Consider the following 18,977-nt stretch of genomic DNA (forward strand, 5'->3'; position numbering starts at 1 on the left):
TCACTGGATGACCAGGCGCCGCGGGATGAAGCGCTGCAGGTTCGAGGCGCGGCGCTGCGTTCCGTTGTTGGGCGTGAAGTCCATCGTCGCGTCGAGATTGCCGTGGACGAAGCTCGGCGAGAACGTGAGCCTCACGCTGCCCTGGAAGATGACGTTGGACAGCGGCATCGCGCAGGGCGCCGCGCACGAGGACGGCGTGGCCGTCGACTCGAACATGAAGCCTTCCCACACCAGGCCGTTCACCTTCCAGTCGCCCTGCTGGATCCAGTACCAGCGCGTGGCGCCCGTCGCCGGGTCATAGACGTGCCAGGTCGCGAAGACGTCGTCGTTGTTGCCGTAGTCGTGCGAGATCATCAGGCCCGAGCCCGCCGTCGCCGGATCGAACCAGGTGCCGGAGACGTCGTGGAACGCCTTCGGCTTCTCGGCCGTCGCGGTGATCATCCAGCCGGATGTGATCGGCGAGGCCTGGTTGGTCATCACCAGGACTTCGACCTGGCCCACCGCCTCCGGCGTGTAGTCGAGCTCGAACCGGTAAGGCGCGAACGCGGAGAAGCAGGCCTGGAACGTCTGCTGCTCGGAAAGCAGGATGCCGATCGCCTGCGTCCGGGCGTACGACGGCGGCAGTCCCAGCTTCGCGCCCGTCGGTACGCACGAGTTCGGCCACATCCCCGCGACGATGATCTTCCGGGCCGTGCCGGGCGGCGCGATCGCCGGTTCCACGGCCACGGCGGCGAGCGGCGGGAGGATGGAGAGCTTGGGCTTACTTACAGCCGGCTCGGCCGCGGCCGAGCCGCAGGAGACGATGGAGAGGAACACCACGAACAGGGCGGAGAGGCGTTGAAAGAACATGGAATCTTCCTTTGGATCAGTGAATTGAACGGCTGCATCAAACTGCGGGAATTTTTCCCACATTGCGGTATGATGGGCCTCGTTGTCAAGCCTTGCCCCGGCCAACAAATGTGGGAACACTTCCCACACGCAAGAAATGTCGATCGAAGCCCGTGTCCGAATCCGAGTCGAAAACCCGCCAATCCGCCGTGCTCCGCGCCCTCGCCCGGGTGCTGCGGCCGGTCGCGCGCCTGCTGATCGCGGGCGGCGTGCCGATCCAGGCGGCGAGCGAATCGCTGAAGCGGGCGTACGTCGAAGCGGCCCAGCGCCACTTCGGCGAGGAGGCCGGGACCGACAGCCGCCTCTCGCTGCTCACCGGCATCAACCGCAAGGAAGTGCGCCGGCTCACCACGCCCGCCGCGGACGAATGGGGCCCGGAGTCGGTGACGTCGTTCGCTTCGGCCGTCTACACCGCGTGGACCCTGCGCGAGGAATGGCGCGGAGCGGACGGCAAGCCCCGCGCGCTGCCCTTGCGAGGCGAGGGGTCCTTCGACGTGCTGGTGAAGGGTGTGACGCGCGATCTCCGGCCCTCGTCGGTGCTGGCCGAGCTGGTGCGGCTGGGTTACGCCGAGACGGGCGTGGACGACACGGTGCGGCCCGTCGGAGACGCGTTCCTCTCGCAGCGCGAGTTCACCGACCGGCTGGGTCCCCTCGCGGAAAACCTGCAGGACCACGCCGATGCCGCCGTCGCCAACGTGCTCGGCGCATCGCCCCCCTTCCTGGAACGCACTCTCTTCGGCGACGAGCTCTCGGAGGAGTCGGCGAAGGTGCTGCACGAAGAAGCCCGCGCGCACTGGAAGCGCGTGCACGACGAGCTGATCGCCCGCGCGGACGTGCTGGAAGCCGAGGACCAACGCCTCGGCCGTCCGGCCACGACGCGCATTCGCGTGGGTGTCTACGTTTATGTCGAAACCCCCTCCGGGGACGCGACCGCGTCGCCCCAGAAAAAGGAATCCGATGAAGACTGAACCTCTCGCGCTCCGGCGCTTCGGCGCGATCCTCGCGATCGCCCTCCTCCCCGGCTGCCTCGAGACGAAGACCGGCAGCAACGGAACCGGCAGCGTGCCCGCCGACGGCAAGTCGCTCGTCGCGGGCACCGTCGTGAGCGTCGAACCGTTCTCGGTCGGTCTGGCCTCGCTCGAGCCGTCCACCGCGGTCATCCGCCGCGACGAGACGACGAATGCCGGCGTCTCGTCGCTTCGCCTCGGCATGAATCTCGAGGCGGCCGGTACCGTGACGGGCCCCTATGGCACCGTCCCCGTCGTGTTGCGCGAGGGCGGTGCCCAGAGCGCCGTGCGCGGGCCGGTGATCTCCGTCGACGCCGCCGCCCAGCGCTTCACCGTGGCGACGTTCACCTTCGTCGTCGACGCGAACACCCTCTACGACGGCGTGGCCGGCTTTCCCGGTCTTGCCTCGGGCGCCTACGTGGAGGTCTCGGGCCTGCCGCTCGCGGACCTGCGCACGATCCTCGCGACGCGCATCACGCAGACGGCCGCGCCCGCCGATGGACGCATCTCGGTCTCGGCGCGGATCGACTCGCTGTCGGCGACGGGCCTGTCGCTCGCCGGCATCCTGGTGCCCGGCATCTCGAGCGGGAGCTTCAGTCCGCCGCCGCCGATCGGAGGCCGCGCCCGCGTGAATGGCAACTACAACGCGGCTGCGGTCGCGATCACGAACGAGTTCGTGTTCCTGCTGCCCGATTTCGCGCCGGCGGCCAGCACCACGGTCGAGCTCGAGGGAATCGCGCTCAACGTGGCATCGAACGGGAGCTTCGTCCTGCGCACGCCCGCGCACGATTACGACATCGCAGCCGGTGCGCCCGGACCCACGCCGATCTCATCCGGGGCGCGCGTGCGCGTCGTGGCCACCGCGTCATCGGCCACGTCACTCATGCCGACCTCGGTGACCGCCGTGGGACAGATCGTCTATCGGGTGAGCGGTACCGTGAGCGACTACACGTCGCTCGCAGCGTTACGTGTGCGGGGAGAACCGGTGGATCTCACGACGGCGGTCATCCGGGGCGGCAATGCCTCGGACATCGCCAACGGACGGCGCCTCGCGATCGTGGGGACCGCGGGTCCCGGCGCACTGCGCGTGTCGGAGGCGACCCTCCTGCCCTGAGCGCTACTTCAGGGCTCCGGCGAGCCACCCGTCGATCGCCCGTGCGAGCTCATCCTCGTGGCGGACGAAGAAGTGGTCCGCGGCGGCGATGACGGTCTGCCGCGAGCCACGGCCCACGAGGGCCTTTCGGCGCGCCTCGGCGCCGGCGAGCACCGCGGGAAAATCCTGCTCGCCGTAGATGTCGAGCGTCGGTTGGGCCAGTGCGCGCGCCCCGCCCGTGAAAGGACCCAGCCTCCCGACGCAGACCCACGCCGCGAACGGCGACGAGGCCGCCGCATCGAGATAGGCGTTGCTCATGTACGCGCCCATGCTGTGGCTCACCAGCACCTGCTTCGCGGGCGTGCGCTCTCGCAGCCACGCCGAGGCGCGCGCGATCCGGTCGAACGCGTCGGGAAATACCTTGGGATAGTCCTCGTGCTTCGCATCGGCGGCGAGCACGGGCATCTGGATGGAGAGCGTCGTGTAGCCCATGTCGGTGAGCTTGGCGCGCAGGATCCCGATCAGGCCATGGTCCGGGTGCACGCCGGCACCGTGCACGATGACGAGCGCGCCCTTGGCTTCCTTCGCCGGCGCGTAGAGGGCGAGGAACTTGCGCCCCGATGCCGCGGGAATCCACACGGCATCGCCCACGACCACGCCGGGCTCGACCTCGTCCGCCCAGCGCTTCTCCCGCTCGTAGTCCTGGGCGAACGCGAGCGTCGCGGCGCAGGACAGGATGGCGACGGCGGTGCGAATTGCGGTTCTCATTCCCTGCATCCTCCCTTTCGGCAAGAATAGCCCAGCGCGGCCACCCGGGCCGGGGAGAGAACGACCATGGAATTCTTCGCGTTCGACTGGATCTCGGATCCGGCGATCTGGCTTTCGCTGATCACGCTGGCCGGCCTCGAGATCGTGCTGGGGATCGACAACCTCGTGTTCATCGCGATCCTCACCAACCGGCTGCCGGAGCCCCAGCGTCCGATGGCCCGCAAGGTGGGCCTCGCCATGGCGCTCGGTACGCGCCTCATCCTGCTCGCGATGCTCGCGTGGATCGTGACGCTCACCGAGCCGCTGTTCACCGTGCTCACCCTGTCGATCTCGTGGCGCGACGTGATCCTCATCGTCGGGGGCGTCTTCCTGCTGGTGAAGGCCACGCACGAAATCCACAACGAGATGGAGGGCGAGCCCGAGGACAAGGGCCCCGCGCAGCGCGGCGCCACCTTCGGGATGATCGTGACGCAGATCGCGGTCATCGACATCATCTTCTCGCTCGACTCGGTGATCACCGCGGTGGGCATGGCCGACCAGCTCTGGGTGATGGTGCTCGCCGTCGTGATCGCGATGATCATCATGCTGGTGGCCTCCACGCCGCTCGCGAACTTCGTCTCCGCGCACCCGACCGTGAAGATGCTGGCGCTCTCGTTCCTGATGATGATCGGCGTCTTCCTGGTCGCCGACGGCCTGCATTTCCATATCCCGAAGGGCTACCTCTACTTTTCGCTCGCGTTCTCGATCGCCGTGGAAGCGCTCAACTACTGGGTTCGCAACCGCAGGAAGAAAGCACACGCGCATCCGTAGCGTCCGCGCCGTGAGATGATTCACGGATGACGGCCCGCATCGATCCGCGGTCGCTCACCCGCGAGCTGCTGCGCTACAACACGATCAACCCGCCGGGGATGGAGCGCGCCTGCGCCCGCCACCTGGGAGGCCTGCTCGAATCCGCGGGCTTCGCGGTCAAGTACCACGAGTTCGCCGAATCTCGCACCAGCCTCGTGGCCGAGATCGGCGGAGACGACGATCGACCCCCGATCTGCTTCACCGGCCACATCGATGTCGTGCCGCTCGGCGCCGCCCCGTGGTCGCACGACGCGTTCGCGGGCGAGACCGAGGGCGACAAGCTCTACGGTCGCGGCTCCACCGACATGAAGAGCGGCATCGCGGCACTGGTGGCCGCCGCGATCGAGCTCGCGCCGCAGCTCGCCAAGGGACCCGGCCTCGTCGTCGTCATCACCGCCGGCGAGGAAGTCGGCTGCGAGGGCGCGCGATTCCTCGCCGACCACAAGCTCCTGCCGCGCGCGGGCGCGATCGTCGTCGCGGAGCCCACGGCGAACTATCCGTACATCGGCCACAAGGGTCTCGCCTGGTTCGAGATCGAGACCACGGGCGTCACGGCGCACGGCTCGATGCCCGAGGTCGGCGACAACGCGATCCTCAAGATGGCGAAGGTGATCGGCGACCTCGAGCATTTCGAGTTCCCGGTGCACTCGCATGCGGTGATGGGCAAGCCCACGATGAACGTCGGCACGATCCACGGCGGCCTCAACACCAACTCGGTGCCCGACCGCGCGAAGATCACCGTCGACACGCGCACCGTGCCCGGCATCGACCACGTGCACCTGTGCCACTCGATCGAAGCGCTGCTCGCACCCCGCGGAGCGCACGTCCGCAAGATCGTCGATACGGCGCCGCTCTACACGGAGCCTTCGAACGAATGGGTGCAGCAGGTCTTCGAGACGTGCACGCCGCTGCTCGACGGACGCCCGACGCCGAAGACCATCACCTTCTCCACCGACGGCGCGGATCTCAAGCGCGGCTTCGGCGGCCCGCCCGCCGTGATCCTCGGCCCCGGCGAGCCCACCCTCGCCCACCAGACGGACGAGTGGTGCTCGATGACGCGCATCGAGCAATCCGTGGATCTCTTCAAGACCTTGATGCTTCGCTGGAAGTGAACGTCATTCCCGCGAAGGCGGGAATCCAGCCTGGGCCCCCGCCTACGCGGGGGCGACGACTCACACCGAGATCGCGAGCTTGATGCCCGTCGCGATCAGGAAGAGCGCGAAGATGCGACGCAGCGTGGCGCCACGAAGCTTGTGCGCGAGCCGCGCGCCGAACGGCGCCACGAGCACGCTGGTGGCCGAGATCCCCACGAACGCCGGCAGGTAGACGAAGCCCAGGCTCCACTCGGGAAGACCGGGGACGGTCCATCCCGCGATGGCGTAGCCGACGGTGCCCGCGATCGCGAGCGGGAAGCCCATCGCGGCGCAGGTCCCGATGGCGCGGTGCACGGTCATGCTGCACCACGTGAAGAACGGCACGCCGATCGCGGCGGCGCCGCCGCCGAAGAGGCTCGACGCCGTGCCGATGAAGAACGCCCAGCCGCGCAGGCCGCTGGCGCCCGGAAGCTCGCGGCGCTGCGTCGGCTTGAGGTCGAAGACCATCGTCACGATCATCACGGCCATGAACGCGAGGAAGACGACCTTCAGCACGCCCGTCGGCACGAAGCGAGCGACGACCACGCCGGCCAGCACGCCCGCGAAGAGACCCGGCACCATCGTCTTCACGATCGGCCAGTCGACGGCGCCGTGCTTGTGATGGGTGCGGAACGAGGACCACGCGCCCGCCATGATGGCCGCGAGCGACGTGCCGATCGCCATGTGCATGATGAAGGCCGGGGGGAAGCCGTGCGCCGCGAACATCAGCGCCAGCGAGGACACGATGATGAGCCCGCCGCCGATGCCCAGCAGCCCCGCGAGGAACCCGACGACGGCGCCGATGCCCAGGTAGGCGCCGAGCTCCGCTAGCGGCATCTCACTTCAGCTTCGCGGTGATGAACTTCCACTCGGCTGCCGTGACGGGGGTGATCGACAGGCGGTTGCCCTTGCGCAGCGTCACCATCTCCGCGAGCTGCGGGTAGCCGCGCATTTCCTCCAGCGGCATGGGACGCGTCTTCCTGGCGAGCTTCACGTCCACGAGCATCCAGCGCGGCTCCTCTTTCTTCGCCTTGGGGTCGTAGTACGGGCTCTTCTTCTGGAACTGCGTGTCGTCGGGATAGGACGTGCTCGCGACTTCCGCCAGGCCGTAGATGCCGGGGACTTCGCAGCTCGAGTGGTAGAAGAGCACGCCGTCGCCCACCGTCATGGAATCGCGCATGTAGTTGCGCGCCATGTAGTTGCGAACGCCGAACCAGGGGGTGGACTGCTTGGGGGCCGCGACGAGATCGTCTATGGAAAACTCGTCGGGCTCGGACTTCATCAACCAGTAATTCATCGCGATTCCCTGCGGTGTTCGCCCAGGCCGCTAACCTGAACCCAGAGGTTCAAGGCGGTCACCCACCGCGCGCCGCAGGTACGTCCGACGTGGGACGCGCACAATAGCGCACTGAGCGGGCGTCCATTTCATACCACTTATCGGTTCAAGGATTTGAGCCTGGACGAACGCCGCAGGAAACCGAAAACGCCTAGAACAAATTGTCCTGGTCCGACGCGAGCGCCGATTCCAGCGTCTCCTGCATGGCAACGATTCTACGCCGAACGGCGGCGCTGTCGCCACCGGAATCGCCGCCCTTGCGCGACAACATTTCGTGCGCGATGTTCAACGCGGCCATGATCGCGATGCGCTCGTTGCCGACGACCTTGCCGGTGTCGCGCACTTCCTTCATGCGGCGGTTCAGGAAATCGACGGACGCGAGGAGCTGCTTCTCTTCGCCCTCGGGACAGCCCACGCGGAACTCGCGGCCGAGCACGGTGATCGTAAGTGCGCCTTTTTCCGCGGCGTCCTTCACGACTCGGTCTCGGGAATCTGCTTGAGGAGCGCCTCGATGCGCGTCTTGGCGGAGGCGAGCTTCTCGCCGAGGCGCGCGTTCTCGTCGGCGCGCGCCGCAACCTGCTGGCGAAGGTCACGGTTCTCCTCGCGCAGCGTTTTCAGGCGCTGCACGACCTGCGCAAGCTTGGCCTCGAGGTCGTGGAGTTCCGCTTCCATGGGAACCAAGATAGGTGAATTTCCTTGGCCCGTCAATGCGTAAGCATCTCTTTTGAAAGTGCTTTATCATCGCCGGTGCGTTGGGATGCTCGGGAAGCCGGTTCGAAGCCGGCGCTGCCCCCGCAACGGTAGGCGAGCAGGCGCTCGCGAGTCCGGAGACCGGCCCCCTCGTGCCCTCAACCTTGCAGCCTGCGGGGACGCTCGCTGCCAAGCCAAGGATCACCATGCAACCCTCGAAGCTCGCGGGCCTGTTCGGCCTCGCCGCCCTCGGCGCCCAGGCGCAAGTTCCCCCTCCCGCGCAGCCGACGATGCTCGACCCGATCGTGGTCACGGCCACCCGCAGCCTCAAGCCCGAGGTGCAGACCGTGCGCGACACGATCGTCATCACGCGCACCGACCTCGACGCCGCGGGCAACCTGTCGCTCGCCGAAGTGCTGCAGCGAAACGCCGGCATCGAATTCCGCGGCACGGGCGGCCCGGGGCAACCGGGCGGCCTCTTCATCCGCGGCTCGACCTCCGGACAGACGCTGGTGCTGATCGACGGCATCCGCGTGAACAACCCGCTCGGCACGACCTCGATCGAGAACATCCCGCTCGAGATGATCGAGCGGATCGAGGTGGTGAAGGGCCCGGTGTCGAGCCTCTACGGGGCCGATGCGATCGGCGGCGTGGTGCAGGTCTTCACGCGCGGCAAGAAGGTCCCGCACTTCTTCGCCAACGCGGGCTACGGCGAGGACAACGACTGGCGCGCGAGCGCGGGCGTGACCGGCGTCGACAAGACGACATCCTTTTCGGTCTCCACCGGCTACCGCAAGGTGGACGCACCCAGCGCCACCAACTCGCGCAACTTCTGCCACGACCCGGATCGCGATCCGTACGAGAACGCGTTCTTCAACGCCAAGGTCACGCAGCAGCTCTGGAACGGCGAGATGCTGTCCTTCAACGGCTTCGTCTCCCAGGGCAAGACGCACTTCGACGGCTGCGCCGACAACGACGGCAACCTGCACGACGACCTGAACAAGCAGACGCTCTACGGCGCGAGCGTGTCGGCCGCCTCGCTCTTCGCGACCGGCTGGACCAGCCGCCTCACGTACAACTTCGGCCTCGACGACACGCAGGTCACGGGCGCCTTCCCCAGCACCTTCAAGACGCAGCAGGACCAGCTCTCGTGGGTGAACGAGTTCACCATCCCGGGCGGCTCCATGCTCGCGGGCGCCGAGGGCCTGCGCCAGACGATCGTGCAATCGAGCTCCACGTTCGCGAAGGACCATCGCGAGGTGGCGGGCGTGTTCGCGAGCATCAACCAGCTCTGGTACGGCCAGCGCACGGAAGCGAGCATCCGCCGCGACTACGACCTGGACGAATCCTTCGGGGACAGCACCACCGGAAGCTTGAGCTACGGCGTCGATTGGCCCTGGGTCGGCGCGCTCTCGGCCACGTACGGAGAGGGCTTCCGCATGCCGACGTTCTTCGACCTCTACGGCCCGACGTCGGACTTCTACGTGCCCAACGCGAACCTGCGCCCCGAGCGCAGCCACAGCACCGAGATCTCGCTGCGCAGCGCACCGAAAAGCGCGTGGACCTGGCGCATCACCGCATTCGACAACCGCATCGAGGACCTCATCACGTACGTCTTCCCGACGGTGGAGAACGTGAAGAAGGCGCGCATCCGCGGCGCGGAGGCGAACGTGCAGGCGACGTGGCTCGGCATCGACTGGCGCGGGGCTCTCACCGTGCAGCGTCCGGAGGACGACGAGACCGGCAAGCGCCTGCAGGGACGTGCCGAGCAGTTCGGCACCCTCTCGGCCTCGAAGCGCTTCGGCTCGGCATGGACCGTGGGCGCTTCCGTGTTCGCGAGCGGCGACCGCTTCGACTCGGTCACCGAAGCGCCCGACACGCGCCTGCCCGGCTACGCGATCCTGGACGCGCGCGTTCGCTACCAGGTGGACCGGCGCTGGGCGGTCGAGCTCTCGGCCACCAACCTCACGGACCGCAAGTACGAGAGCGCCGTGGGCTACAACGCTCCGGGGCGCGGCGTGCTGCTCACCGTGCGCTTCGACGCGTTCTAGTTACTTGCGGATCAGGCCCTGGCCCGTGGGGAGCGACAGGATCATCACCCCGTGCGCGAGCGCCCAGGCGTCCCAGGCCTTCTTCTGGTTGAGGTGCGCGGCCCAGCCGTAGTCGTCCAGCAGCATGAACGCGCCGGGCACGAGGCGCGGCCAGAGGAACTCCGCCGCCGCCATCTCCGCCGCCGCCACGTTCATGTCGATGGAGGCGTAGGCGACCTTCGTGGAGCCGGCCATGGCCGAGAGCGTGTCGGGAACGCGCCCGCGCACCACCACGGCGTTGGGCCAGCGCGAGAATTTCTTCACCACGTCGGCATGCAGCGCATCGCCGTTCTGGTACTTGCGGTTCATCTCGAGGACGCCGAAGCGCTTTTCCTCCTCGTTCACCTGCTCGGCGGGGATGCCGGCCCAGGTGTCGAAGAGGTAGAACTTGCGCGAGGCCTGCTTCGCGAAGTCGAGCCACGTCATCACGGCGCCGGAGAGGATCCCCGTGTGCACGCCGCACTCCACGAAGTCGCCCTCGAGGGCGAGCGCCTGGGTGGCGCACCAGAGCGCCACGTGCGTGCGCCACTCGACCTGCGTGCCGGGCCGGCCGTTCTCGAGGCCGACCCCGTACGCCCGCAGGAAGCGCGCGTCGCGCATGAAGTCTGCGTTGTGCTGCGAGGCGAGGCCGTCCTGGTTGTACGTGAGCGGCCCCTGGACGAGCAGGCGCCCGTCGGGGAGCGGGAACTTCACCTCGAGGCTGAGGCTGTCGAGCTTGCTCATGGGGCGAGCTTCGCCTCGACGACCCGCGACTCGCAGTCGAACTCGCGATAGAGGCCGCGCATGAGCGTATCCATCTGCTTGGCATTGCGCATGTCGAGCCAGCGATAGCCGTCGTAGTCGCCGCGGGGCGCGGTCACCACGTGGTGGATGCGCTCCGAGCGGATCACCGCGGGCCGGGCGTCCATCAGGACCGCTTCCCATTCCTCGGTGGGCGTCTCGCTCCACAGCCAGCGCATCCAGTCGGCGAGGAAGAGGAACACGCTGTGGTCGAACACGCCGTCGGGCGTGGACTGCAGGCGCTCCGCGTGCCCGCGGATCAGCTCGCGGCGAAGGCGCTTCTGCAAATCGCGCGGGACTTCGTAGAGGGTCTGGTAGCCGTAGCGCTGCACGAGCTCGCGCGACGGGTCCGTGATGGGAGCGGCGCTCCCGGCGAGCTGGGTCGCGAGGGAAGCGATATCGAGGGCGGGTCCTGCCGAGATCACCTGGCGCATGTCATTTCACCCGGAGCAGGAAGCCGTTGGGATTGAGGCTCATCACGTAGCGCTCGCCCCAGCGGCGGTCGAGCACGAAGTCGTCGCTCTCCTGCAGGAACGCTTCGGCGGCGGCCTTCGGGCCTTCGTTGGGAACGGGGTGGTAGCCCATCACGTCGTTCAGCGAGTCCTCGACGATGAAGTAGCCGCCGACGTGCACGAAAGGCGCGTAGGCGCGGATCTCGGCCAGCACGTGGTTCTTCTCGTGGTCGGAGTCGGCGATGACCAGCACGCGCTTGCCCTGCACCTTCGAGCGCACTTTCTCCAGCATCTCCGGCGACGTGCTGCCGCCCTCGAGGTAGGTGATGCGCTTGTTCTCGGCCGGCTTCGCCTTGGAGAGCGTGATGTCGATGCCCAGCACCTCGCCGTGGCCCACGAGGTCCAGCAGGCTCGCGTAGAAGTGCGTCGCACCGCCGAACATCACGCCCAGCTCGATCACGAAATCGGGCTTGGTCTCCCAGATGATCTCCTGGTAGCTCCAGCAATCCCACGGGGTCTTGATGATGTCGTGGCCCAGCCAGCGCTGCTGCTGGCGCCCGAGGCCGTAGCGATAGCCCTGGTGGATGAAGTAGTAGTGGTACTTCATGTACTCGCGCAGCGTCATGTCGCCGAGGCGCTCCATCGACGACTGGTCGCGGAAGATCTTCTCGATCGAGTCGATGTGCGGGTTGTTGTAGAGCAGCTTCGGATGGAAGCCCGATTGCTCGCAGAAATCGACGCGGGTGTCCGGGCCGTCGGCGATGCGCTTCTCGACGAGCCAGGTCACGTACTTCATCGCGATCTCCTGGTCGAGCGGCAGGTGGTGCTTCGCGAGGGGCGGTTGCGGAGTCTGTTTCAAGGGGAGGCTTTCGTGCCGAGGGCGCGGACCATTCCGCGCACGTGTTCTTCGAGGGAGGGACCCGGAAGGTGGCCGCCCACCCGGGTCAGGTATTCGAGGGCCGGGGCGCCGTCCTGCGCCGCGGGGCCGGGACGCTCGATCGCCACCGGGCGGCCGTTTTCACCAGACGCGATTTTCGCGCACAGCGAGGCAAATTCATAGACGGTGCACTCCGCCTTGCCGGGAGCGTTGGCGACGGTGACGCCCGAGGCCGCGTTCTCCAGCCACCAGCCGGCAAGCGCGCCCAGCCCTTCGGCCGGCACGAAGTTGCGCCGCTGCGAGCCATGGGACTTGAGCACGATCGCACCGCCCAGGGCCTGGCGCGGGAAATCGAACGGGATCAGCGTCCAGCGCGCGAAGCGCTCGAGCGAGGGCGGCATGCCGTAGACCGCGCAGGGGCGGGCGAGCAGCGTGGCCGCCCCGGTCATCCGCGCCGAGCGCCGGAAGAGCTGCTCGGCGGCATAGTGCGCGATCGCGTAGTCCGAGAGCGGGTTCACCGGCGAAGCCTCGTCGAGGCGGCCCTCGAGCGGTCCGTAGACATGGGCGGAGGAGAAATAGGCGAGACGGCCGACTCCGGCATCGCGCGCCGCGCCGAGCAGTGCGCTCGTGCCCCGCAATGCCTTGGCGAAGGCGGCGTCGCGATCCGCGAAGTCCTCGTCGGTGACGCCCGCCGCGTGGACGAGCGCGTCGCAGCCCTTCAACGCGCCGGCGGGAAGATTCGCGTCGGTCGCGAGGTCCACGCGCACCGCACAGTCCGGCGCTCGGCCGACCGTGACGATCTCGTGGCCCGCACCCGCGAGCGCTTTCGCCACCGCATGGCCGATGAGGCCGCTCGCGCCGGAAAGGGCGATGCGCATGTCAGCCGATCGGCTCGAGGTCGGCCAGGCGCGGCCAGGCGCGGTCTCGCGCCGACACCACGGGGTTCGCGTCGACCGGCCAGGTGATGCCCAGCGCGGGATCGTCCCACGCGAGCCCCCCTTCGGCGTTCGGCGCGTACGCGTTGTCGACGAGGTAGCTCACGACCGCGTCGTCGGTGAGCGCGCAGAAGCCGTGCGCGAAGCCGCGAGGGATCAGCACCGCGTTCTTGCGCTCGGCGGAGAGCTCCACCGAATCCGACTGGCCATACGTCGGCGAGCCGCGGCGCAGGTCGACGAAGACATCGAAGACGCGCCCGGCCACCGCGCGCACGAGCTTGGTCTCGGCATGCGGCGGACGCTGGAAGTGCAGGCCGCGCACGACGTTGCGCAGCGACGAGGATTCGTTGGCCTGGATCCACTCCGTCGGCAGGCCCGCGCGAGCGAAGATGTCGCGGTCGTACCAGCGCATGAAGTAGCCGCGCTCGTCGCCGCGCGGCTCGAAGCGGATCTCGTAGGTGCCGGCGAGGCGACGCGGCTCGAGCTTCATGCCGCGGCCTTCGCGTTGGCTTCGATCTGCGCGGCCGTCGTCTCGCGAAGCTTCCCGGCACCGTTCGCGGCGTCGCGATACCAGGCGACGCTCTTCGCCACGGCCGTCTCGAAATCCCACGCGCACCGCCAGCCCAGCTCGCGCAGCGCCCGTTCGCTCGAGAGCACGAGCGCCTTCGCTTCGGGGATGGTGCCGTCGGGCTCGTGGCGCCACGCGGCCCCCGCGCCCCATTCGCGGACGGCTGCGTCCGCGACTTCCGCGACCGGCCGCACGAAGGCGGGATCGGGACCGAAATTCCAGGCGATCGCCTCGGCCGGCACGTCGCCCGGGGCCGCGCGCTCCGCCAGCACCAGCGTGCCGCGCACGGCGTCGAGCACGTGCTGCCACGGCCGGGTGGCAGCGGGATTGCGGAGCACCAGGGGAGCGGCGCGCTCGAAGGCGCGCATCGCGTCGGGCAGCAGCCGCTCGGAGGCCCAGTCGCCGCCGCCGATGATGTTGCCCGCGCGGATGACCGCGAGCGCCGTTTGCGGCGATGCGCGACGGAAATAGCTTTCCCACCACGCGCCCGCGGCCCAATCCGCGCTCGCCTTGCTCGCGCTGTACGGCTCGTTGCCGCCGAGGCGGTCGTCCTCCGCGAAGGCACGGCCCGACTGGTCGTTGCGATAAACCTTGTCCGTCGTGTAGCAGACGATGCGCGGCACGCCCGATTGCCGGCACGCCTCGAGCACGTGGACCGTGCCCATCACGTTGGTCGCGAAGGTGAGCACCGGGGCGCGATACGCCTCGCGCACGATCGGCTGCGCGGCAAGATGGAAGACCACCTCGGGCTTCGACGCTTCGACGGCGGCCGCGACGGCCGCGGCATCGTTCACGTCGCCCAGCGTGTGGCGCTCGAGGCGCGCGGCGAGGTTCGTGGCCTCGAAGAAGCTGGGCTGCGTGGGTGGCGGGAGCGAGAAGCCGCTCACGCGAGCGCCGCATTCCGCGAGCCACGTGCACAGCCAGCCGCCGACGAACCCGGTATGGCCGGTCACCAGCACGCGACGGCCGCGCCAAGCGCCGGCCTGCGGGACCGCGGCCATGCTCAGAGCCAGGGGGCGTTACCCCGCGCCCAGATCTGGTTCAGCGCGAGCATCTCGCGGTAGGTGTCCATGCACTGCCAGAAGCCGCCATGCTGGAAGGCCGAGAGCTGCCCGCGCGCGGCGAGCGGCGGCAGCACGTCGGTCTCGAGGACCAAGCCCGGATCGTCGGAGACGCCGTCGAACGCCTTCTTGTCGAAGACGAAGAAGCCGCCGTTGATCCACCCGTCGTTCACCTGCGGCTTCTCGGAGAAAGTCTTCACCGCGCCGTGGGCGACGTCGATCTCGCCGTAGCGCGACGAGGGATGCACCGCCGTCACCGTGGCGAGGCGTCCGCCCTTCTCGTGCGAGGCGAGAAGCGCGGCGATGTCGATGTCGGCCACGCCGTCGCCGTAGGTCGCGAAGAAGCGGCTGCCCTGGACGTGCTTCAGCGCGCGCTTGATGCGGCCCCCGGTCATGGTGTCGTCACCGGTGTCGGTGAGCACGATTTCCCAGTCCTCCTCGGCGGCCGCGTCGTGCACCGTGATCGCGTGCGAGCGCAGGTTCACCGTGACGTCGGACTGGCGCACGCGGTAGTTCAGGAAATAGTCGCGGATCACCTCGCCCTTGTAGCCCAGGCAGAGGACGAAGCGCCGCACGCCGAAGCGATGGTAGCGCCGCAGGATGTGCCAGAGGATCGGCTTGCCGCCGATCTCCACCATCGGCTTGGGCTTGAACTCGGTCTCCTCGCGAAGGCGCGTGCCCTGGCCGCCGCAGAGGATGACGGCCTCCATGCCGGCGGGGCTCATCGCGCGGCTCCCGCCACGGACAGCGCGGGCTGGGTGCCGAAGCTCTGCTCCAGCAACTCTTCGAGGCATTGCGTCATGGGGACTTTCCGGAACAGTTCATAGGCCTTGTCGCCCTGCGCCTGCCAGGCGTTGCCGGCGAGCAGCTCGGCCAGCGCGTCGCCGAGCTTCTCCTTGCCGTGCACCACCTTCGCGACCTCGAGGTAGTTCGCCGGGTCGCTCTCGGCCTCGGAGAGGATGGCCACGCGGTTGTTCGCGAGATAGCAGATGCGGAAGGAATTCACGTGCGTGTACTTGTCGTCCTGCACCACGTTCAGGTTCACCCGGGCGCGCGCGATGCGGTCGTTGCGCAGGTAGTACGGGCAGCTCGCGTCCCACATGCCGTTGAACTTGCGCTTGGTGAGCGTATCCATGATCTCCTTGCGGCGCGCGCTCATCATGCCGAAGAAGTAGAAGTCGAGGTCCTTCTCCGGGCGGTGCTCGATGTCTTCCAGCTTCGGGTGCCAGCCCCAGCGCATGAAGTGCGCGTGGGTGCCGTAGCGGCGGTGCTCGGCGATGTTGTCCTGGATCACGTCCCAGACGAAGCGGCCTGCCTTCATGCTGGGCAGGTACGACCCCATGAAATCGACCTTGCTGGGGTTGAAGTTGAGGAGGTCGCCCGCGATCACCTCGGTGTTCACGTGGGCGAAGTCGATTCCCGACTCCGCGATCTTCGCCATGGCCGGGGGCGCGAGGAAATACGCGCCCACGACGAGGTTGAAGCGCGAGGTGTCCAGCTGCAGCCCCGAGAGCACGACGTCGTGGCCGAGGCTCTCCAGGCCGTACTTGGTGGCGAGGAGGAAATCGCGGCGCAGGTGGAACAGCGGCTCGGGACCGAAATAGGCGAGGTTGAACTTCACGGCAAGGGTAGAATCGTGGGGAATCGCGGCCCTGAAAAGGCCGCACGAGAGCCCGCGAATTCTACCAAATCCCGCGTCCCGTTCCCCGAATGACCGATAGCGACGTCCTCAGCGTGGATCCGACCGCCTGGGTGAGCCCCGACGCACGCATCCACCCCTCGCAGCGCGGCACCCGGATCGTGATCGGCGCCCACACGCAGGTCTACGACTACGTCGTGATCCGCGCGGTCGGCGGCACCGGCGACATCGTGATCGGCGAGCACTGCTACATCAACCCGCATTGCGTGCTCTATTCCGGCTCCGGCATCCGCTTCGGCGACTACGTGCTCATCGGCCCGCATTGCTCCATCGTCCCCGCCAACCACGGGATCGCCCGCACGGATGAAGTCATCCGCAAGCAGGGCTTCATGCCCTCGCGCGGCGGCGTCGTCATCGAGGACGACGTCTGGCTCGGGGCGCATTGCGTGGTGCTCGACGGCACGCACATCGAATCGGGCGCGGTGATCGCCGCGGGCAGCGTGGTCTCGGGCCGCATCACCGGCAAGGCGGTGTGGGGCGGCAACCCCTGCCGGCTGATCCGCCCGCGCTGAGCCATGGTCCCCGACGCCGTCAACCTCGACTCGCTGCGGCGGGTTCTCGTCATCAAGCTGCGCCACCACGGCGACGTGCTCCTGTCCTCTCCCGTGCTGCAGGTGCTGAAGAACCGCGCGCCCGGCGTGGAGATCGATGCGCTCGTCTATGCGGACACGCGCGACATGCTCGCCGGCCACCCGGCGCTGTCGATGCTGCACACGGTGGACCGCAGCTGGAAGCGCCAGCCCGTCGCCACGCAATGGCCCTCCGAGCTGGGCTTGTTCAAGCGCCTGGCCGGCCGCAAGTACCAGCTGATCGTGCACCTCACCGATCATTGGCGCGGAGCCTGGCTCGCGCAGGCGCTGCGCCCTCGCTGGTCCGTGGCGCCCGCGCGCGCGAGCCGCTTCTGGAAATGGTCGTTCACGCACCGCTATCCGTTGCCGAAGGCCACGCCCCGCCACACGGTCGAGGCGAATCTCGACGCGCTTCGCAGGATCGGCGTCTATCCGGAGGAAGACGAGAAGAAGCTGGTGCTCGTTCCCGGCGATGAAGCCACGCAGCGCGTGGACCAGCTCCTGGCGCAGCATGGCCTCGCTCCCAAGCAGTTCATCCAGGCCCATCCCACGTCGCGCTGGCTCTTCAAGGCGTGGACCGAGGCGAAGAACGCCGAGCTCCTGCGCGCCCTGGTGCGCGACGGCCAGCGCGTCGTCGTCACCGGAGCGCCGGACGCACGCGAGAAAGCGATCCTCGGGCGCATCCTCCACGCGGCGGGCGAAGGCGTGGTCGATCTCTCCGGCCAGCTCACGCTGCGCGAGATGGGGGCGCTCTCCGCGAGGGCAAGGCTCTTCTTCGGCGTGGATTCGGCGCCGATGCACATCGCCTCCGCCATGGGCACGCCGGTGGTGGCACTCTTCGGCCCGAGCGGCGAGCACGAATGGGGTCCGTGGAAGGTGGCGCACCGCATCGTGACCAGCACGCATCCGTGCCGCCCGTGCGGCAACGACGGCTGCGGCGGCGGCAAGGTGAGCGAATGCCTCACCACGTTGCCCGTCGAGCGCGTGCGCTCCGCGATCAACGAGCTGCTCGCACGGCCTTGAGCGAACCGCGCGCCGCCGCCCCGCGCGGCCTCGGCCCGCGCATCGCGCTGGTCCGCGGCCGCTATGACCCCTTCGGCGGCGCCGAGCGCTTCGTGCAGAACGCCGTCGAGGCGCTGCGCACCCAGGGCGCGGCGCTCACCCTCATCACCCGAAGCTGGCCCGACCATGACGGCAGCGCTCTGCAAGTCGATCCGTTCTACCTCGGCAGCCTGTGGCGCGACTGGGGCTTCGAGCGCGCCGTGTGCGCCGAGCTCTCGCGCCGCCACTTCGACCTCGTCCAGTCCCACGAGCGCATCGCATGCTGCGACGTCTACCGTGCCGGCGACGGCGTGCATGCGGAGTGGCTCGAACAGCGCGCGCGCGTGCAATCGGCCGTGGGGCGCGCGGTGACGCGAGCGAGCCCGCACCACCGCTTCCTGCTCGACGCGGAGCGGCGCCTCTTCACCTCGCCGCGGCTGCGCTCGGTGATCTGCAACTCCGCGATGGTGCGCGACGAGATCGCCGAACGCTTCGGGGTCGAGCGCTCCAAGCTCACCCTGATCCGCAACGCCGTCGACAGCTCGCGCTTCCACCCAGGGCTGCGCGCGGAGTTCCGCGACGCCGTGCGCCAGCAGCTGAAGATTCCCGGCAACGCCAACGTCGTGGCGTATGTGGGCTCCGGTTTCGAGCGCAAGGGCGTGGGCGTGCTGCTCGAGGCGGCAGCCCGCGTGAAGCCCGCGCCGTGGGTCATCGTGGTGGGCAAGGACAAGCGCTCGGCGCGCTACGCCGCGCTCTCGCGCCAGCTCGGCATCGAGGAGCGCGTGCGCTTCGTCGGCGCCGTCTCGGACGTGCGGCCCTACTACGCGGCGGCCGACAGCTTCGCGCTGCCCACGCTCTACGATCCGTTCCCCAACGCCGGGCTCGAGGCCATGGCCTGCGGGCTGCCCGTGGTCACCTCCACGAAGTGCGGGCTGGCGGAGCTGGTGCGCGACGGCGAATCGGGTTTCGTGCGCGACGCGCTCGATGTCGCCGGCCTCGCCGGAGCCCTGGAGCGGCTCGATCCCGGCGCGGCCGTGCGCCTGGGCGAGGCCGCGCGCGATGTCGTGGCGCCCCTCACGCCGGCGGCGATGGCGCGCGAATACGTCGACCTCTACACGCGGCTCCTGCGAAGATAGCGGCG

22 protein-coding genes and 1 riboswitch are annotated in these 18,977 nt (G+C 68.6%); of the genes, 8 read left to right on the forward strand and 14 right to left on the reverse strand.

Annotated elements, in window-relative coordinates; all coding sequences use genetic code 11:
* Entirely contained in the window at window positions 1-849 is an 849-nt protein-coding gene (locus DSM104443_RS18940; protein WP_171095055.1) for a hypothetical protein, read from the reverse strand.
* Window positions 850-1,037: 188 nt separating this feature from the next.
* Between DSM104443_RS18940 and DSM104443_RS18945 the strand changes: the two genes are divergently transcribed.
* Both DSM104443_RS18945 and DSM104443_RS18950 read left to right on the forward strand, forming a co-directional pair.
* On the forward strand, window positions 1,038-1,856 hold the full coding sequence (locus DSM104443_RS18945) for a DUF6502 family protein (protein WP_171095056.1): 819 nt from the start codon (window positions 1,038-1,040) through the stop codon (window positions 1,854-1,856).
* Window positions 1,846-3,009, forward strand: a complete 1,164-nt coding sequence (locus tag DSM104443_RS18950) for a DUF5666 domain-containing protein (protein ID WP_171095057.1) — start codon at window positions 1,846-1,848, stop codon at window positions 3,007-3,009. Before DSM104443_RS18945 ends, DSM104443_RS18950 begins: the two co-directional genes overlap by 11 nt.
* A 3-nt stretch (window positions 3,010-3,012) precedes the next feature.
* Here the strand turns inward: DSM104443_RS18950 and DSM104443_RS18955 are convergent, their stop codons facing one another.
* Window positions 3,013-3,756 (reverse strand): DUF3530 family protein, encoded by a 744-nt coding sequence (locus DSM104443_RS18955; protein ID WP_171095058.1) that lies wholly within the window; start codon window positions 3,754-3,756, stop codon window positions 3,013-3,015.
* 66 nt (window positions 3,757-3,822) lie between these two features.
* Between DSM104443_RS18955 and DSM104443_RS18960 the strand changes: the two genes are divergently transcribed.
* Both DSM104443_RS18960 and DSM104443_RS18965 read left to right on the forward strand, forming a co-directional pair.
* A complete protein-coding gene (locus DSM104443_RS18960) occupies window positions 3,823-4,566 on the forward strand; it encodes a TerC family protein (RefSeq protein WP_171095059.1) in 744 nt (247 codons plus the stop codon).
* A gap of 26 nt (window positions 4,567-4,592) precedes the next feature.
* Window positions 4,593-5,717 carry a M20 family metallopeptidase gene (locus DSM104443_RS18965; protein ID WP_171095061.1) on the forward strand — a complete coding sequence of 375 codons (1,125 nt, stop codon included), beginning with the start codon at window positions 4,593-4,595 and terminating at the stop codon, window positions 5,715-5,717.
* Between the two features lie 60 nt (window positions 5,718-5,777).
* Here the strand turns inward: DSM104443_RS18965 and DSM104443_RS18970 are convergent, their stop codons facing one another.
* The 4 genes from DSM104443_RS18970 to DSM104443_RS18985 all read right to left on the reverse strand — a co-directional run bounded on the left by DSM104443_RS18970 (window position 5,778) and on the right by DSM104443_RS18985 (window position 7,746).
* Complete coding sequence (locus tag DSM104443_RS18970) at window positions 5,778-6,575, reverse strand: sulfite exporter TauE/SafE family protein (RefSeq protein ID WP_171095063.1); 798 nt, start codon at window positions 6,573-6,575, stop codon at window positions 5,778-5,780.
* A gap of 1 nt (window position 6,576) precedes the next feature.
* Window positions 6,577-7,035 (reverse strand): EVE domain-containing protein, encoded by a 459-nt coding sequence (locus tag DSM104443_RS18975; RefSeq protein WP_171095065.1) that lies wholly within the window; start codon window positions 7,033-7,035, stop codon window positions 6,577-6,579.
* A gap of 190 nt (window positions 7,036-7,225) precedes the next feature.
* Window positions 7,226-7,549: a cell division protein ZapA gene (locus tag DSM104443_RS18980; RefSeq protein ID WP_171095066.1), complete on the reverse strand. Its 324-nt coding sequence runs from the start codon at window positions 7,547-7,549 to the stop codon at window positions 7,226-7,228.
* A complete protein-coding gene (locus DSM104443_RS18985; protein ID WP_171095068.1) occupies window positions 7,546-7,746 on the reverse strand; it encodes a cell division protein ZapB in 201 nt (66 codons plus the stop codon). Before DSM104443_RS18985 ends, DSM104443_RS18980 begins: the two co-directional genes overlap by 4 nt.
* Window positions 7,747-7,785: 39 nt before the next feature.
* Window positions 7,786-7,928, forward strand: a riboswitch (cobalamin riboswitch).
* A gap of 42 nt (window positions 7,929-7,970) precedes the next feature.
* Here DSM104443_RS18985 and DSM104443_RS18990 point away from each other — a divergent pair.
* Window positions 7,971-9,815 (forward strand): TonB-dependent receptor domain-containing protein, encoded by a 1,845-nt coding sequence (locus DSM104443_RS18990; protein WP_171095082.1) that lies wholly within the window; start codon window positions 7,971-7,973, stop codon window positions 9,813-9,815.
* Here DSM104443_RS18990 and DSM104443_RS18995 read toward each other — a convergent pair whose 3' ends face one another.
* The 8 genes from DSM104443_RS18995 to DSM104443_RS19030 are packed head-to-tail and all read right to left on the reverse strand — an operon-like array spanning window position 9,816 to window position 16,148.
* Window positions 9,816-10,577, reverse strand: a complete 762-nt coding sequence (locus DSM104443_RS18995; RefSeq protein ID WP_171095084.1) for a TylF/MycF/NovP-related O-methyltransferase — start codon at window positions 10,575-10,577, stop codon at window positions 9,816-9,818.
* Window positions 10,574-11,068 (reverse strand): hypothetical protein, encoded by a 495-nt coding sequence (locus tag DSM104443_RS19000; protein WP_171095087.1) that lies wholly within the window; start codon window positions 11,066-11,068, stop codon window positions 10,574-10,576. The genes DSM104443_RS18995 and DSM104443_RS19000 overlap by 4 nt, the downstream gene beginning before the upstream one ends.
* A gap of 1 nt (window position 11,069) precedes the next feature.
* Entirely contained in the window at window positions 11,070-11,945 is an 876-nt protein-coding gene (locus DSM104443_RS19005) for a CmcI family methyltransferase (RefSeq protein ID WP_171095089.1), read from the reverse strand.
* A complete protein-coding gene (locus tag DSM104443_RS19010) occupies window positions 11,942-12,841 on the reverse strand; it encodes an NAD-dependent epimerase/dehydratase family protein (protein WP_171095091.1) in 900 nt (299 codons plus the stop codon). Before DSM104443_RS19010 ends, DSM104443_RS19005 begins: the two co-directional genes overlap by 4 nt.
* Window position 12,842: 1 nt before the next feature.
* Complete coding sequence (rfbC, locus tag DSM104443_RS19015; RefSeq protein ID WP_171095093.1) at window positions 12,843-13,388, reverse strand: dTDP-4-dehydrorhamnose 3,5-epimerase; 546 nt, start codon at window positions 13,386-13,388, stop codon at window positions 12,843-12,845.
* Complete coding sequence (gene rfbG / locus DSM104443_RS19020) at window positions 13,385-14,467, reverse strand: CDP-glucose 4,6-dehydratase (RefSeq protein ID WP_171095096.1); 1,083 nt, start codon at window positions 14,465-14,467, stop codon at window positions 13,385-13,387. Before rfbG ends, rfbC begins: the two co-directional genes overlap by 4 nt.
* 2 nt (window positions 14,468-14,469) lie before the next feature.
* Window positions 14,470-15,252 carry a glucose-1-phosphate cytidylyltransferase gene (gene rfbF / locus DSM104443_RS19025; protein WP_246232361.1) on the reverse strand — a complete coding sequence of 261 codons (783 nt, stop codon included), beginning with the start codon at window positions 15,250-15,252 and terminating at the stop codon, window positions 14,470-14,472.
* Window positions 15,249-16,148: a CgeB family protein gene (locus tag DSM104443_RS19030; RefSeq protein WP_171095098.1), complete on the reverse strand. Its 900-nt coding sequence runs from the start codon at window positions 16,146-16,148 to the stop codon at window positions 15,249-15,251. Before DSM104443_RS19030 ends, rfbF begins: the two co-directional genes overlap by 4 nt.
* Before the next feature lie 89 nt (window positions 16,149-16,237).
* Here DSM104443_RS19030 and DSM104443_RS19035 point away from each other — a divergent pair, with 89 nt between their 5' ends.
* From DSM104443_RS19035 to DSM104443_RS19045, 3 genes are read left to right on the forward strand one after another with little or no spacing between them, the layout of a single operon-like run.
* Window positions 16,238-16,738: an acyltransferase gene (locus DSM104443_RS19035; RefSeq protein WP_171095100.1), complete on the forward strand. Its 501-nt coding sequence runs from the start codon at window positions 16,238-16,240 to the stop codon at window positions 16,736-16,738.
* Between the two features lie 3 nt (window positions 16,739-16,741).
* Window positions 16,742-17,818: a putative lipopolysaccharide heptosyltransferase III gene (rfaQ, locus tag DSM104443_RS19040; protein WP_171095102.1), complete on the forward strand. Its 1,077-nt coding sequence runs from the start codon at window positions 16,742-16,744 to the stop codon at window positions 17,816-17,818.
* The gene (locus tag DSM104443_RS19045; protein WP_212756788.1) at window positions 17,815-18,972 is read left to right on the forward strand and encodes a glycosyltransferase family 4 protein; all 1,158 of its coding nucleotides are present in this window, start codon (window positions 17,815-17,817) and stop codon (window positions 18,970-18,972) included. The genes rfaQ and DSM104443_RS19045 overlap by 4 nt, the downstream gene beginning before the upstream one ends.
* Window positions 18,973-18,977 lie beyond the last annotated feature (5 nt).

The sequence above is a fragment of the Usitatibacter rugosus genome (genome assembly GCF_013003965.1).
Taxonomy (GTDB): Bacteria; Pseudomonadota; Gammaproteobacteria; order Burkholderiales; family Usitatibacteraceae; genus Usitatibacter; species Usitatibacter rugosus.